This is a genomic window from Neisseria sp. HMSC067H09, assembly GCF_001814135.1.
Taxonomy (GTDB): Bacteria; Pseudomonadota; Gammaproteobacteria; order Burkholderiales; family Neisseriaceae; genus Neisseria.
This window is the reverse complement of record NZ_KV814894.1, coordinates 203,175-218,096: the sequence shown is the minus strand read 5'-3', so window position 1 is coordinate 218,096 and position 14,922 is coordinate 203,175. Positions and strand designations below refer to the sequence as shown.

15 protein-coding genes and 1 pseudogene are annotated in these 14,922 nt (G+C 52.0%); 6 read left to right on the top strand and 10 right to left on the bottom strand.

The window, feature by feature from the left end:
- Positions 1 to 49: 49 nt before the first annotated feature.
- The 6 genes from pncB to HMPREF2954_RS04855 all read right to left on the bottom strand — a co-directional run bounded on the left by pncB (position 50) and on the right by HMPREF2954_RS04855 (position 5,636).
- Positions 50 to 1,273, bottom strand: a complete 1,224-nt coding sequence (gene pncB, locus HMPREF2954_RS04880) for a nicotinate phosphoribosyltransferase (RefSeq protein WP_070689028.1) — start codon at positions 1,271 to 1,273, stop codon at positions 50 to 52.
- A gap of 132 nt (positions 1,274 to 1,405) precedes the next feature.
- Complete coding sequence (gene brnQ / locus HMPREF2954_RS04875; RefSeq protein WP_045074841.1) at positions 1,406 to 2,743, bottom strand: branched-chain amino acid transport system II carrier protein; 1,338 nt, start codon at positions 2,741 to 2,743, stop codon at positions 1,406 to 1,408.
- Between the two features lie 138 nt (positions 2,744 to 2,881).
- A complete protein-coding gene (locus HMPREF2954_RS04870) occupies positions 2,882 to 3,769 on the bottom strand; it encodes a segregation and condensation protein A (RefSeq protein ID WP_070689027.1) in 888 nt (295 codons plus the stop codon).
- 105 nt (positions 3,770 to 3,874) lie between these two features.
- Positions 3,875 to 4,333, bottom strand: a complete 459-nt coding sequence (locus HMPREF2954_RS04865; RefSeq protein ID WP_003755393.1) for a hypothetical protein — start codon at positions 4,331 to 4,333, stop codon at positions 3,875 to 3,877.
- A gap of 51 nt (positions 4,334 to 4,384) precedes the next feature.
- Complete coding sequence (locus HMPREF2954_RS04860; RefSeq protein ID WP_003763711.1) at positions 4,385 to 4,858, bottom strand: hypothetical protein; 474 nt, start codon at positions 4,856 to 4,858, stop codon at positions 4,385 to 4,387.
- Position 4,859: 1 nt separating this feature from the next.
- The gene (locus tag HMPREF2954_RS04855) at positions 4,860 to 5,636 is read right to left on the bottom strand and encodes a tRNA threonylcarbamoyladenosine dehydratase (protein ID WP_003763714.1); all 777 of its coding nucleotides are present in this window, start codon (positions 5,634 to 5,636) and stop codon (positions 4,860 to 4,862) included.
- Positions 5,637 to 5,828: 192 nt separating this feature from the next.
- On the opposite strand from HMPREF2954_RS04855, the gene HMPREF2954_RS04850 reads away from it, so the two are divergent.
- The gene (locus HMPREF2954_RS04850) at positions 5,829 to 6,293 is read left to right on the top strand and encodes a universal stress protein (protein ID WP_003755397.1); all 465 of its coding nucleotides are present in this window, start codon (positions 5,829 to 5,831) and stop codon (positions 6,291 to 6,293) included.
- Positions 6,294 to 6,521: 228 nt separating this feature from the next.
- Here HMPREF2954_RS04850 and HMPREF2954_RS04845 read toward each other — a convergent pair whose 3' ends face one another.
- Positions 6,522 to 7,790 carry an Nramp family divalent metal transporter gene (locus HMPREF2954_RS04845; protein WP_045074846.1) on the bottom strand — a complete coding sequence of 423 codons (1,269 nt, stop codon included), beginning with the start codon at positions 7,788 to 7,790 and terminating at the stop codon, positions 6,522 to 6,524.
- A gap of 556 nt (positions 7,791 to 8,346) precedes the next feature.
- On the opposite strand from HMPREF2954_RS04845, the gene HMPREF2954_RS04840 reads away from it, so the two are divergent.
- Positions 8,347 to 8,718 carry an ACP-like domain-containing protein gene (locus tag HMPREF2954_RS04840; RefSeq protein WP_003740987.1) on the top strand — a complete coding sequence of 124 codons (372 nt, stop codon included), beginning with the start codon at positions 8,347 to 8,349 and terminating at the stop codon, positions 8,716 to 8,718.
- 94 nt (positions 8,719 to 8,812) lie between these two features.
- Here the strand turns inward: HMPREF2954_RS04840 and HMPREF2954_RS04835 are convergent, their stop codons facing one another.
- The 3 genes and pseudogenes from HMPREF2954_RS04835 to fnr form a co-directional block, all read right to left on the bottom strand.
- Positions 8,813 to 9,433, bottom strand: coding sequence for a DUF2238 domain-containing protein (locus tag HMPREF2954_RS04835; RefSeq protein WP_045074848.1), 621 nt, complete (start codon positions 9,431 to 9,433; stop codon positions 8,813 to 8,815).
- Positions 9,434 to 9,475: 42 nt separating this feature from the next.
- Positions 9,476 to 10,563, bottom strand: a pseudogene (locus tag HMPREF2954_RS04830) (MBL fold metallo-hydrolase).
- Between the two features lie 79 nt (positions 10,564 to 10,642).
- Positions 10,643 to 11,377, bottom strand: a complete 735-nt coding sequence (gene fnr, locus HMPREF2954_RS04825) for a fumarate/nitrate reduction transcriptional regulator Fnr (protein WP_009311137.1) — start codon at positions 11,375 to 11,377, stop codon at positions 10,643 to 10,645.
- A gap of 143 nt (positions 11,378 to 11,520) precedes the next feature.
- Between fnr and hemN the strand changes: the two genes are divergently transcribed.
- The 4 genes from hemN to HMPREF2954_RS04805 all read left to right on the top strand — a co-directional run bounded on the left by hemN (position 11,521) and on the right by HMPREF2954_RS04805 (position 14,884).
- On the top strand, positions 11,521 to 12,942 hold the full coding sequence (hemN, locus tag HMPREF2954_RS04820; protein ID WP_045074850.1) for an oxygen-independent coproporphyrinogen III oxidase: 1,422 nt from the start codon (positions 11,521 to 11,523) through the stop codon (positions 12,940 to 12,942).
- Between the two features lie 87 nt (positions 12,943 to 13,029).
- On the top strand, positions 13,030 to 13,230 hold the full coding sequence (locus tag HMPREF2954_RS04815) for a hypothetical protein (protein WP_045074852.1): 201 nt from the start codon (positions 13,030 to 13,032) through the stop codon (positions 13,228 to 13,230).
- Positions 13,231 to 13,458: 228 nt separating this feature from the next.
- Positions 13,459 to 14,196, top strand: coding sequence for a methionine ABC transporter ATP-binding protein (locus HMPREF2954_RS04810; RefSeq protein ID WP_003759974.1), 738 nt, complete (start codon positions 13,459 to 13,461; stop codon positions 14,194 to 14,196).
- Position 14,197: 1 nt separating this feature from the next.
- Positions 14,198 to 14,884, top strand: a complete 687-nt coding sequence (locus HMPREF2954_RS04805) for a methionine ABC transporter permease (RefSeq protein WP_045074854.1) — start codon at positions 14,198 to 14,200, stop codon at positions 14,882 to 14,884.
- Positions 14,885 to 14,922 lie beyond the last annotated feature (38 nt).

Sequence of the window (14,922 nt, the reverse complement as noted above, 5' to 3'; positions counted from 1 at the left end):
AACCTCGAATCCGAGTTTTCAGACGACCTTTTTCCTTTTCTTCAGTTAATCAGCCCTCTGCCTTCGGCTCGGGAACGTCAAACACCTGACGCAGGTAGGCGAGGAAGGTTTTGTTGGTGGTCATGGTTTTGCCCGGAGAGTCGGAGAGTTTGGCGACGGACTGACCGTTGCACTCGACGAGTTTCAAAACGATGTTCAGCGGGGTATGGCCCATGTCGTTGGTGAGGTTGGTGCCGATACCGAAGCTGGTTTTGAATCGGTCTTTGAAATATTGGTGCAACGCCCACGAGCGTTCAATGTCCAGACCGTCGGAGAAGGTCAGCATTTTGGTGCGGCTGTCGATTTTGAGTTTTTTGTAGTGCGCATGCGCTTTGTCGCCCCATACATAAGGATCGCCGCTGTCGTGGCGCAGGCCGTCGAAGAGTTTGGCGAAGTAGAGGTCGAAGTCGCGCAGGAAGGCATCCATGCCGACCACGTCGGTCAGCGCGATGCCGAGGTCGCCGCGGTATTCGTGTACCCAGCTTTCGAGGGCGGCTTTTTGGAAATTGCGCAGGCGCACATCGAGGGCTTGGAAGGCTTGGAGGAACTCGTGCGCCATCGTGCCGATGGGGGTGATGCCGATTTTTTTGGCAAGATAAACGTTGCTGGTACCGCGCACGATGTCGGGGGCGGCTTCAAGCAGGGTGCGGATGACGTGTTCCTGCCAGTCGCGGGTGTAGCGGCGGCGGGTGCCGAAGTCGGAGATGAGGAACGGCGGATCATCGGGGTTTTGCGCGGCGGAGATTTCTTTGAGGCGTTGCGCTTTAGCTTGGAGGCGGCGTTCGCCTTCTTCAATGACGGCGGGGGTTTCGAGACGGCGGAAGTAGAGTTCGTTGACGATGGCGAGGATGAAGATTTCAAAGAACATCGCCTGAATCATAGGGCCTTCGATGCGGATGTTCAGACGACCTTCATTGTCGGGGCTGACTTTGACGAAGCGGCGTTGGAGTTGGAAGAGTTCGAGATAGTCGACAAAGTCGCTTTTGATGAAGCGCAGGCTGCGCAGGTAGTCGAGTTCGTCGTGGGTGAAGCGCAGTTGGCAGAGCGCGTCGAGTTCTCGTTCCAAGTCGCTTTGGATGTCGGCAAGCGGGTAAACCATGTCTTTGTTGCGACAGCGGAACTCATAAAGGCTGTGGGTTTGGGGGAATTGGTGCAGTATCACCTGAAGCATGGTGAACTTGTACAGGTCGGTGTCGAGCAGGGAGCGGATAACGGGCGTTTGAGGTGCGGTCATGGCTTTTCTCTCGTTCAGCGTAAATGTAAAGCATTATTAGAACACGGTTAGACGGGCGGGTGTTACTTTTTTTGGTTGGAGAAGCGTTGAAAAGGTCGTCTGAAATCTTTCAGACGACCTTTGTTTTGTGATTTAAGCCTTATGTTTTTTCTTGATCGCGGCGTTCAGGATGCACCCTAAAATAAAGCCGACGGTTGCGGGCAGCAGCCAACCCAGTCCGACGTTGTAAAGCGGCAGTGCGCCGTTGATGTCGGCGGCGACTTCTTCGCTGAAACCGAACGCGGCTTTATAGGCATCGAGCAAACCGACTGCCAGCGTTGCCATCATGGTGCAGAAATAGACGATGCGGCTGCCGCCGAACAGTTTGTGCAGGAAGACCAGCAGGATGATGACGATGGTCAGCGGGTACAGCAGCATCAGCATTGGGATGGAAAAGATCAGGATGGAGGACAGGCCTTTGTTCGCCAACGCCATAGACACGACCGTATTGATGACGACGAACATTTTGTAAGGAATACCGGGACACAGGCGGTTGAAATATTCGGAACATGATGTAATCAGTCCGACGGCGGTACTCAAGCAGGCGAGCAGGACGATGACGCCCAAGAGGATGTTTCCGGGGACGCCGAAGTAGAAATTCGCGGTTTTCGACAACACTTCCGCGCCGTTTTCCTGAAGTCCCAAACCTGACACGCTGGTCGCGCCCATATAGCCGATGAAGAGGTACACCAAAGCCAGACAAGATGCGGCGACGATGCCTGAAACGGCGGTCGTCCGCAGCAGCTCGGAGCGGTTGTCCACGCCCATCGCGCGCACGGCGTCAATGACGATAATGGAGAACACCAGCGAAGCGAGTGCGTCCATTGTGCCGTAGCCCTCCAAAATGCCTTTTATGAACGGACGGAGGGCAAAATCGCCTTGTGCCGCAGCGGGAACGCCCATCGGATTCAACGCGGCGTAGCCGACCAAAACGGCAATCGTCAAAAGCAATACGGGGGTCAGGATTTTACCGATGCGGTCCACCAGCTTGCCCGGCGACATCGACAGCCAATACGCCACGCCGAAAAACGCCACGCTGAACGCCGCCAGCCCGACTGTTTTCTGGCTTTCATTCAAAAACGGCGCAACGGCAATCTCAAACGACACCGTCGCCGTACGCGGCATGGCAAACAAAGGCCCGATGGACAAATACAGCGCGACGGCAAACGCTACGCCGTACCAGGGTGCAACCCTTGATGCCAGCGCCTGCACGTCGCGCGAACCGGAATAGCCGATGGCAATCACGCCCAACAGCGGCAGACCCGCGCCGGTCAACAGGAAACCAGTCATCGCAGAGAACCAGCTTTCCCCCGCCTGTTGTCCGAGATAAGCGGGGAAAATCAGATTGCCCGCACCGAAAAACAAAGCGAACAACATCAAACCGACCGCCCACAGCGAGGCTTTACGGTTGAGCGGGGGAACACTGTTCATAAATTCGTACCTGTTTGTTTATAGTGGATTAACTTTAAATCAGTACAGCGTTGCCTCGCCTTGTCCTGATCTAAATTTAATCCACTATATAAAGGACAGTTGATGGAAATGGGTATGGGTTTGCCAAGCGTGAAATCATCATGCCGTTTCGCCTTCAACGTCGGCAGAGGGGTCGTCTGAAACGCCCTCTTCCGCTTCCGGGCGTTCTAAATTTTCCTGTTTCAGGCTGATTTCGATTTCGCCGTAGCTGTCCGGCTGGACGATGCGGACCAAGCCTTCTTTGGCAAGCTCCAAGAGCGCGATGAAATTGACGACCACATACGCCGCGCCCTGCTCCGGTTTGAACAAATCGCTGAATTTGCATATCCCGCTCTCGTTCAGACGACGTAAAACCGCCGTCATCTGCGCGCGCACGGAAATGGTTTCCTGAATCACTTCATGGCTGCGCGTATGTTTCGCCCGCGACAAAATGCCCAGCCACGCCTGCGTCAAATCGGCGACATACACCTCCGGCAGCTTCGCTTCGACCGCGATTTCCAACGGCAGATACGCCCAAGCAAAATCCCGTCCCGCGCGCGGCAACGCATCCAAACCCTGCGCCGCCAGTTTCATCTGTTCGTAAGCCAAAAGGCGGCGCACCAGCTCGGCACGCGGATCCGCCTCCTCATCCTCGACCTCTTCGGGACGCGGCAGCAGCAGGCGAGATTTGATTTCAATCAGCATCGCCGCCATCAAAAGATATTCCGCCGCCAAATCAAACTGATACGCTTCCATTTGGGCTATATAGTGCAGATATTGCTCGGTAATCTTCACCATCGGAATATCGAGAACGTCGATATTCTGTTTGCGGATAAGGTAAAGCAGCAAATCCAACGGCCCTTGGAAGCTGCTTAAGACAACCTTCAAAGCATCGGGTGGAATAAACAAATCCTGCGGCAAATCGGTTACGGGTTGGCCGAATACCCACGCGACAGTGTATTCAGACGACGTTGCCGCGGCGGAAGGAATAAGGTGTTCTGAAGGCATGATTAGAGGAGCTTTTTCTTATTAGGTTCGATGGATGGTTAATCAATAACGGGGTCGTCTGAAAACGCAGCGGGTTTCGTCAAAACGAATGCGGCAAAACAAAAATCAGCCTTTTTTGCGTTGGCTTTTCAAAGAAGCGATGGCAATGGCAAGCGTTTGCGCCAACGCCATGCCCAGCAGCGGCAAAACGGCGAAAAACGAACCGGTCAGCACCGTAACGGCATCGCGGGAAAACACAAAGCCATCGCGCGCAAGCATCGCGATTATCCAAACCGACAATAGCAGCCATTCGCAGCCGACCAAAAACCAAATCATCCCGACCGAGCAGCGTTTGCGCCACTTCATGATGGCAGCGTGCAAAAGGCTGAATATCGGAACGGACAGGAAAGGATAAAGGAAATTGGTAAACGGCCGCGGAGAGCCGTCCTGAAAACACAAATAATCGCCCGACTGCATGTCGCATCCCATTGCGCCAAACATCGGATCGACGGCATACATCAACACTCCGAACCACACCGCATAAATCAGGCTGGCGATAAAATAGGCTTTGAAAAATCGGTTCATAGGCAAAAAAGGTCGTCTGAAAAAATAAATTTCAAAAGGCTTAAACCCACATCAAATTTTCTGATTGGCATTTGCAGAAGAGACCAGCACACTCAGGGCTTGAACTGCTGCCATGCCATAAACAGGCAATCCGAAAAAAAGAAGTCCCGTTATTGCCGTCCAACTACTATCCAGACTACTCCACTCCCACAGTAAAAAAACAAACCAAACAATCAACCATTCGACAATAGGCAAGGCAAGAGTCATCGAAGTTGTACAGCGTTTGGTCCACTTCATAATGCCGGCATTGAGTAGGGACAATAACATTACAGATAAAAACGGAAAGAAGAAAAACTTCAAAGACACTTTCTCAAAAGCCGACATTTCATGAGCTCGTGAACAATACTCTGCATACTGTTCATTGTCAGCGTCAATATCAAAACATTCGAATCCTGAAAACAGCAAACCGACACTGTATACCAGCAAACCGAAGACAACCGCATAAATCAGGCTACTGATAAAGTAGGCTTTAAAAAATCGATTCATCTCACTTCCGTCCCGCAATATGTTCTACCGCCGCCTGCGCACAATACAGCCCAAACGAAGCCGTCACCAGCATACTCGCGCCATAGCCCGCGCAGGACAGCCCTTGCGGCGCGGTATCGGTCGAACACGCTTCGCCAGATTGCGGCGGCGTAATGTTCTCAGTCGAGAACACACACGGCACGCGCATTTTTTCTTTGGTATCGCGGCTGAAACCGTAGCGTTTGCGCAAGGTGTAGCGCAGGTTGGCAAGCAGCGGGTCGTGGGTTACGCGGCTCAAATCGGCGGTTTGAATCAATGCCGGATTTTTCTGTCCGCCCGCGCCGCCGCTGAGGATAAACGGCTGATTGTGCCGCACAAAATAAGCCGCCATCGCCGCCTTGACGCGCACTTGGTCTATCGCGTCGATCACAAAGTCGAAAGGTCGTCTGAAAAGCGTTTCCAGATTGTCTTCCGTCACAAAATCCTCGATTTCCTCCACTTCGCATTGCGGATTGATTTGGGCAATGCGTTCGCGCAACGCCGTTACCTTCGCCTTGCCGAAATCGTCGGTCAGCGCATGAAGCTGGCGGTTGACATTGGACTCGGCGACGTTGTCCAAATCAATCAAGGTCAAACGACCGATGCCCGTCCGCGCCAAAGCCTCCACTGCCCAAGAACCTACCCCGCCCACGCCGACCACGCAGACGTGCGCGCGCGAAAACCGCGCCAGTGCTTCATCTCCGTAGAGTCTGGCAATACCGCCGAAACGGCGCGAAGGAAGAAAAACGGTGTCGTTCATACCCAACCTTGTGATATATCAATAAATGAATGAAAATCAACGCAAAACGCTGCGGACGAATGCGACACATATTATACTGGAAAGCAGACGGGCTGTTGCAGCAGCCCGAAAGAGTCTATAATCGTTTCATATCGGACCCTTCCCAACCGCATGAAACAAAGTGCCGCCTGCGGCGCAAAAGGAGAATGAACTATGTACAAACATCTGGTTGTAGCCGTTGACGGCAGCGAAACTTCCCTCAACGCCCTGAAACACGCCGCCGAGTTGGCAAGCGTCAACAACGCCCGCCTGACTTTGGTACACGTCGCCAACCCCGCCGAATACATGGCGCTCGCCCCCGAATTCCTGCAACACGAGAGCTACGAGGCCGCCGCCGTCGCCCAAGGCAACGAAGTCTTGGACTTCGCTGAAAAAACCGCCCGCGAAAACGGCGTGGAAAATATTGTCAAACACCTGCTGGTCGCCAACAAAGGCGCGCGCGAAATGGCGCAGGATTTGGTCGATTACGCCGATGAAAACGGCGCCGACCTGCTGGTACTCGGCACACACGGCCGCACCGGTCTGATGCACCTCCTGATGGGCAGCTTCGCCGAAACCGTTATGCGCCAAAGCCACCTGCCGCTTCTGATTATCCGCAGCAAAGCGGAAGAAGCGTAAGGGTCTGCCCTACTGAAGAAGGTCGTCTGAAATCTCAAACTAAGATTTTCAGACGACCTTCTTTCATCTTATTTCAAATAGGTTTTACGAATTATTGATTATAATCATGAACTTCGTAATATCATTCGCCTATACCAATAAATAACTTCTTCCCAAAACCAACCCATAACAAAAAGGTCGTCTGAAAACCAAAATCCGGTTTTCAGACGACCTTTGTTTTGATTCGGCTTACTTAGGTGCAGCCAAGATGCCTGTCAGGTTCAGCAGGAACAAAACCGTAAACCCGGTCAGGTAAATCAAGCCGAGGATGGCGAGGAAGTTCATGCCTGCCGTCAGCTTGTGGCGTTCGTCGCCTTTGACGAGGCGGTAGTTCAGCCAAGCGAACACGGGGGCAGAAACGAAGGCGGTAATCATGGCGAATTTGAGCAGCTCCGCCATTGCGCTGTTGAACCAGAAAATCACTGCCAAGCCCGTACCTGCGACCCAAACGTTCCAGGCGAACAGTTCCACGTTGCCTGTTTTGTCTTTGCCGCGCAGCAGGCGCACCGGCTCGGCAATCGCGCGCGCGTAGCCGTCCACTACGGTAATCGTTGTGCCGTACATACAGGCGAAGGCGATGAATGCGACCATCGGACGCGACCAGTCGCCGATGGTGACGGCGTACATATTAATCAGTTGCCCGACGTATTTGCCACCCGCCATTTGCACTGCTTCCCCGTTGCCGTACTGCACATACGCGCCCAAGGCAAGGAAGACGACCGCCAACACTGCGCTGGTGATGTAGCCGACGTTGAAGTCGAAAATACCGTCGCGGTAGCTGGAAGGATTGATGCGTTGTTTTTCCGTTACCCACAAAGAGTTGATTGCGGAAATTTCAATCGGAGCAGGCATCCAGCCCATCAGCGCGATGAGGAAGCCCAAGCCTGCCAGTGTCCATGGGGTAGGCTCGATAAAGTCGGGTTTCATTTGCATGCCGCGCGACATGGCGATGGCAGCGGCGGCGACTGTGGCGATTGTCAGGCTGACGATGATGATTTTGGAAACGTTGTCCAAGGCTTTGTAGCGTCCGCTTGCCAGGATAATCAGGCAGGAAGCCATAATCAGCGCGGAGATTGCGCCGACATTCAGCGTCAGCGAAGGAATCGCCATTTTGACGATGGCGGCGGTCACGATGGCGACCGCACCCGCGTTAATCGTTGCCGAGATAACGCACAAAATCAGGAATACCCACAAATAAACGCGGCTTTTTTCCGCATAGCCTTCAATCAGGCTTTTGCCCGTATCCAGCGTGTAATGCGCGCTGAAACGGAAAAACGGATATTTGAAGAGGTTGGTCAAAATGATAATCAACGCAAGCTGCCAGCCGTAAAGCGCACCCGCCTGCGTCGAGGCAATCAGGTGCGAACCGCCGACCGCCGCCGAAGCCATCATGATTCCGGGCCCCAGCGCATTGATTTTGCTTTTCCAAGTCGAAGCGTGTGTATGTTGTTCAGACATCTATTCTCTCCGTCTTTTTTCAGACGACCTTCACAAAAAAAGGCATATTTTAACGTAAATCAAGAGATTATCTAACAGACATTTCGGATATTTCATGCCGAAATATGTTAAAAATAAGCTGTACCGAATCGAAAATCTCCAATCATCAGCATTTTGTGGCTGGAAACCTTTTTCAGACGACCTTGTATCGCTTTTTATACCCAATCAGGGCAGCACCCGAAAAACAACATACTTAATATCTAATTTGGGGTTAGTGTTGTGCAGAGGCTTTCAGGTACTTGCTTTGATGATAAACTTTTATAAAAAAATCAATACCCGAAAATAAAAGAAAAACAATAAAATAAGTGATTTTGTTATGATAAATTTTCAACTTATTTAATTTCGTACAACCAGAATAACCCTTCTCGAAAATTTCTTTGTATAGCTTTGCATATCTGCATATTGTATATTTTTTCGGAACGGATAAAATATGTTCTGCTTTCAAAACAAAGCAAGGATGGCGCCGGATAGTCCACGCCACACATCACTCTTTTCTCACTTTATGGAGTAATACCAGATGAAATTCTTATCTGCCGCTATTGTAGCCGTTCTGACTGCCGGTGTTTCCATGACTGCCGCTGCTGCTCCTGCTGGCTACGTTCCTTACAAATGCGACAACGGTAAAAAACTGAATGTCGTTTACGAATTTGACCGCAGTGGTAATGCAGTTGGCGCATCTGCAAATGCAGCCGGTAAACAAATCAGCCTGCGCGTTGACAAACGTCAATCAGACAGCACCGGTACAACCTTCACCAACAAACGCGGCTTCTCTATGTCTGCCGGTTACATCGACAAAAACACCCACACCACTTCCGAAGTTGTGGGCGTAACCGACTCACGCAACCGCTTCATCGTGAAAAACTGCGAACCCGTTAACATCGACCGTTAATTTACAACGAATGATTTAAGCTTCCTTAAGGTCGTCTGAAAACCGAAATAAGGTTTCAGACGACCTATTGTTTTTCCCATTTCTTTAAAACCTGTCAACCTGTTTTCAAACGCTTATCCGGTCGTGTCAATATAAACACTACCAGTGACGTTAACGCGCCTAGCGTATCAGCGAGCATGTCTTTTTGCGCATCCCAAATATCGCCTTGCGAACCGAGTACTTCCAAACCTGCTTCGCCGCCGTCAATCACCGCATACTGCCATTCGATGATTTCGTAAGCCGCTGCCACGCTCATGATGAAGAACAAGGAGAAAAACAGGGCAAGCGCAGGACGGCAGAGTTTACGGCGCAACAGCCATTCTGCCATCGGATAGGCGTAGAAACCGATGATGTAGTGTCCGACGCGGTCAAAATGGTTGCGTCCTTCGCCTAAAAACGGCGCAAGCAGGCGGTTTGCCCAATCGAAGGGCACATCGGCGAAAGTGTAGTAAGAACCGATGGTATGCATAATCAGCCAGAAACTCATGAATACATAAGCCAGATTACTGAAACGGAAACAGCGGTAGGTAGCGATGAGTGCGATAAATACGATCGAAACAGGAATGATTTCGGCGTACCAAACAGCGCGGTCGGACGGATTGATACCCGACCAGACGATGAGTAAAGCAATGAAAACTGTGAATAATAAAGGGATAACATGCGAAGTTTTTTGCATAAGAATTTCTTTGTATTAAATTAATAAAAATGATGGAAATTTTCAATAAACTGTGCAGCAGCTTGATTCTAAAGGCTCTGCGAACCAGTCTTGCGTGGAGGTATTGGCATCAAAGACTTGTCCCATTAGCGGAGTCAACGGATTGACACCCAAGCTGCGTGCCAGCGGGATGCTTTGAAGCAGGGGTTCGTTCCAAGCGTGCAGTGCCATGGCGTAGGCGCCCCAGTGGATGGGCATGAAGCGTTTGGGGGCAAGCTGCGCGGCATAGAGGGCGGTTTGTTCGGGGAAGAGGTGGTTGTTGGGCCAATGTTCGCTGTATTGCCCGTTTTCGATGAACGCGATATCAAACCCGTTGAATTTTTCGGCGATTTTGTCGAAATGGCTGCCTTGTGCCGAGTCGCCGTGAAAATAGAATTTTTCGCTGCCGTGTTCGATGGCAAAGCTGGACCACAGGGCTTGGTTGTGGTCGGTCAGGGTTCGGGATGAATCGTGACGGGCAGGTAGTGCGGTGTAGCGGATGCCGTTGCGTTCGGTGCTTTGCCACCAATCGAGTTCGGTAATGCGCTCTTGCGGCACGCCCCATTTTTTCAGCAGTACGCCCATGCCGAGTGAGACGATGAAATGGCTGTTGCCTTTTGAATTGAGTGCTTGCACGCTGTCTTTTTCGAGGTGATCGTAGTGGCTGTGTGAAATCAGGATGACATCGACGGGCGGCAGTTCGTCGATTTCTGAGGGGGCAGGCTGGAAGCGTTTCATGGTGATGGGGATGGGGAATTGCCGAAAACGGGGTCGGTAATGACGGTTTGCCCGCCGATCCGCATCAATAGGGTGGAATGCCCGAACCAGACGAAACGGCTTTTCCCTTCGGGTGCGGCGAGGAAGGTTTGCCAATCGGGCTTGACGGTAGGCAGAGGTTTGGGCGGGCGCGTTGCCTGCGGGTCGGTCAGAATCTTCCAAAATGCGCTGGTCAGGCCGGTCGGTTTCTGCTGCGGTTCGGGGTTGAAGAAGGTTTGCGTTTTCGGGTCGTAATGGTCGCTTGCGGGGTAAACGGGATGTTGGTCGGGATAGAGCCAGTAGGTGAGCAGGGCGCAGGCAGCGGTCAAGGTAATGAGTTTTTTCTTGTGTTTCATAATTGGTTTTTATGAAGAAGGTCGTCTGAAAATTTTTCAGACGACCTTGGATTCTGTTTGAAAATAGTCTCGGTATCTATCAGATGGCGTGCGAACAGCCGGACACCATTTTTTTGAGGGCTTGCGAGTCGAGGATTTTGATGTGTTTGTGTTCGACCGAAATTAGACCTTCATGGTGGAACTTGGACAGTGTGCGGCTGACGGTTTCCAGTTTCAGTCCCAAATAGCTGCCGATTTCTTCGCGCGACATCCGCAAGATGAAATCATTAGCGGCAAATCCGCGCGAGTAAAGGCGTTGGGATAAGTTCAGCAAAAACGCTGCCAGACGTTCTTCGGCGCGCATATTGCCCAAAAGCAGCATCACACCTTGGTCACGCACGATTTCGCGGCTCATCAACCGGAAAAAATGGCTTCTCAGGCTGGGGATGTTGTGCCCCAGCTCTTCGATGTGGGTGAAGGGCAGCTCACACACTTCGCTGTCTTCCAAAGCCACCGCGTCGCAGCTGTGGACATGGGAACAAATGCCGTCCATACCGATGAGTTCGCCGGACATAAAAAAGCCGGTAACCTGATCGCGACCGTCCTGACTGGCAACCGTGGTTTTGAAAAAACCGGCACGGATGGCAAACAGCGACGCGAAAGGCTCACCGGTGCGGAACAGATATTCACCCTTCTTCAAGCGGCGGCTCTGTCGGATGACCGCGTCCAATTGTGCAAACTCATTGGGCAAAAGCCCGACAGGCAGGCAGAGTTCACGCAGCGAACAGGAAGAACACAGGGTTTTCATCTGATGCATAGCATTGTGTGTGGTCATAAAACACCCTTAAAATTAAGGTTTTTATCCTGTCATGATTACGTAAGTTATTGACACATATCAAGACAGGTTTATCATACTGTGGCATTCTACCAAACTATCCGAAAATTGCCTAACTTCATTACTCTAATCACGCACACGCCATGAAAGTAATACCGATACAAAATAATCACAATAGAAACGATGACAAGCCTGAGTTCGACCGCGAACTCATCGCCAGCCTTCCTTCCAGCGGTCCGCGCTACACTTCCTACCCCACAGCCGACCGTTTTCATGACGGATTTCGCGAAGCCGAATATATCAATGCCTTGAATCAGCGCGGTATGGGGGCTTTGAACAAGCCCCTTTCGCTTTATATCCACATCCCCTTCTGCAACACCATCTGTTACTACTGCGGCTGCAATAAAATCATCACCAAAGACAAAAGCCGCGCCGATGCCTACATCGAATACCTTGAAAAAGAAATGGAGCTGCTCGCCCCGCATCTGGGTGGACGGCATCAGCTTGCGCAACTGCACTTCGGCGGCGGTACGCCGACTTTCTTGAGCGACGACCAAATCGAACGCGTATTCCGCATGATACGCAAACATTTCCAACTTATCCCCGGCGGCGAATACTCCATCGAAATCGACCCGCGCAAAGTCAGCCGCGAAACCGTCCTCATGCTCGGCAAGCTCGGCTTCAACCGCATGAGCGTCGGCATTCAGGACTTTGATCCCAAAGTGCAGGCAGCAGTCAACCGTATCCAAAGCTATGACGAAACCAAAGAAGTCATCGATGCTGCCCGTGAAGCCGGATTCAAATCCGTCAGCGTCGATTTGATTTACGGCCTGCCGCATCAAACCGCCGAAAGCATCAAAACCACCATTGACACTGTCTTGTCGCTCGATCCCGACCGCCTTGCCCTTTATCACTATGCCCATCTGCCGCATATCTTCAAGCCGCAACGCCGTATCGATACCGAAGCCGTTCCCGGCAGCGAAGAAAAACTCGATATGTTGCAATACTGCGTCCAAACCCTGACCGAACGCGGTTACGTCTTCATCGGTATAGACCACTTCGCCAAACCCGATGACGAACTTTCCATCGCCCTCAAAGAAGGCTTCCTCCAGCGCAACTTCCAAGGCTACTCGACCTACGCGGACTGCGATTTGGTCGCCATCGGCATATCTTCCATCGGCAAAATCGGCAGCACCTACTCCCAAAACGAACGCGACATCGACGCCTACTATGCCGCGCTCGATGCCGGACACCTGCCCATCATGCGCGGCTACCAACTCAATCAGGACGACCTTTTGCGCCGCAATATCATCCAAGATTTGATGTGCCGCTTCGCCTTGGATTACCGAATCTACGAAAGCGTGTTCGGTATCCCGTTCGACCGCTATTTCAAAGACGAACTTGCCGACTTGGAACAACTTGCCTCCCTCGGACTCGTCCGCCTGAAACCGCACGGACTGACCGTTACCCCCAAAGGCCGCTTCCTGATACGCAATATCGCCATGGTGTTCGACTACCACCTGCGCCACAGGGAAACCAAAGCCCAATATTCGCAAACGGTGTAAAGAGGAATAGCAAAGGTCGTCTGAAAACCGTTTTCAGACGACCTTTGCCCTTTGTTTCCCTTTGTTAAGGAACGCTAAGGAACGCTAATGAACGAACAAACCAAACAGGCCGCACAAACCATAGGTCGTCTGAAACGTAAAGCCAGCGACGAAGAACAGCTGCAAGGCTGGCGTGAAACCTGCGCCGAACAAGGGTTAAGTGGCGAATTTATCCTGACCACCAAGCTCAACGGCGCGGCTTATACCGAGGAAGAAGCTCGCATGGTGGCGGAGCTTTTCGGCAAATAAACTGACAATTTATTATTTTAAAATTACAAATCATATCAAAACTTGACAAATTTACCGATTTTGATTATAGTCGTATATGAGTTAACATTGCCGATTTGACACAGCTTGCGGGCATAAACAGCTAAAGCGTATTTTCATTTTCTGCTGTTTTTATTCCTTTCTTTATATCCAAGCCCGTTGTGTACAGCATCGGGCTTCTTTTTTTTCCGGAAGTATCAGGAAGTATTTATGATTATTTTGGACAACGTTTCCAAACATTACCAAACGCGCGACAAAACCCGTTTTGCCGCCGTCGAGCCGACCAGCCTCGAAATCCAAGACGGCGAAATCTTCGGTCTGATGGGCTATTCCGGCGCGGGTAAATCCACCCTGTTGCGCCTGATTAACCTGTTGGAACGTCCTGACAGCGGCAAGGTCAATGTGTGCGGACAAGAGCTGACCGCGCTTGATGCCGCCGCATTGCGTCAGGCGCGGCAAAATATCGGCATGGTGTTTCAGCAGTTTAATCTTTTGAGCAACCGCACCGTTGCCGACAATGTTGCCTTTCCTTTGGAAATCGCCGGATGGTCGTCTGAAAAAATCAAAGAACGTGTTAAAGAATGCCTTGAAATCGTCGGCTTGACCGAACGCGCAGATCACTACCCCGCCCAGCTTTCCGGCGGACAAAAACAGCGCGTCGGCATTGCCCGTGCGCTCGCGCCCAAACCCCAAGTCATCCTCGCCGACGAACCCACTTCCGCCCTCGACCCCGCCACCACGCGCAGCGTCTTGGAATGTCTGGAAGACATCAACAAACGCTTCAACGTCACCATCGTCATCGTGACCCACGAAATGAGCGTCATCCGCCGCCTATGCGACCGCGCTGCCCTTTTGGATAAAGGAAAAGTGGTGGAAATCGTCGAAGTACGCGGCAACCAAATCCACGCCCAATCCGAAATCGGGCGCGAACTGATTCGGGAGGACTGATATGGCAGACTTAACATTCGAACAAGCCGTTTCCACCATCGTCGGCATGCAAGACGAAATCGTCCGCGCATTGGGCGAAACTTTCGTCATGGTCGGGCTGTCCACCACGATTGCCGTCATCTTCGGCACCCTGCTAGGCGTCTTGCTTTTCGTGACTTCCAACCGCCAGCTTCATTACAACAAGCCGGTGAATTTCCTGCTCGACAACTTAGTCAACCTGATGCGCGCCTTCCCCTTCGTCATCCTGATGATTGCCATGATACCCGCCACCCGCGCCATCGTCGGCAGCACCATCGGCCCGATTGCCGCCTCGCTGGTATTGAGCGTGTCCGGCCTGTTTTACTTTGCCCGACTGGTAGAACAAAACCTGCGCGAAGTCCCCAAAGGCGTGATTGAAGCCGCCACCGCCATGGGCGCATCGCCGCTTGCCATCGTCCGCAAAGTCCTCTTGAACGAAGCGCGCGCGGGCATGGTTTCCAGCATCACCGTCCTCGCCATCGGCCTGCTCTCATACAGCGCGGCAGCAGGCATGATAGGCGGCGGCGGCTTGGGCGACCTTGCCATCCGCTACGGCTACTACCGCTATCAAACCGAAGTCATCATCTTCATCGTCGCCATCCTCGTGTTGCTCGTTATCCTGATTCAAAGCACCGGCAACGCGTTGGCGCGGAAATTGGACAAACGTTAAACCGTCAAAAGGTCGTCTGAAAACTTTTCAGACGACCT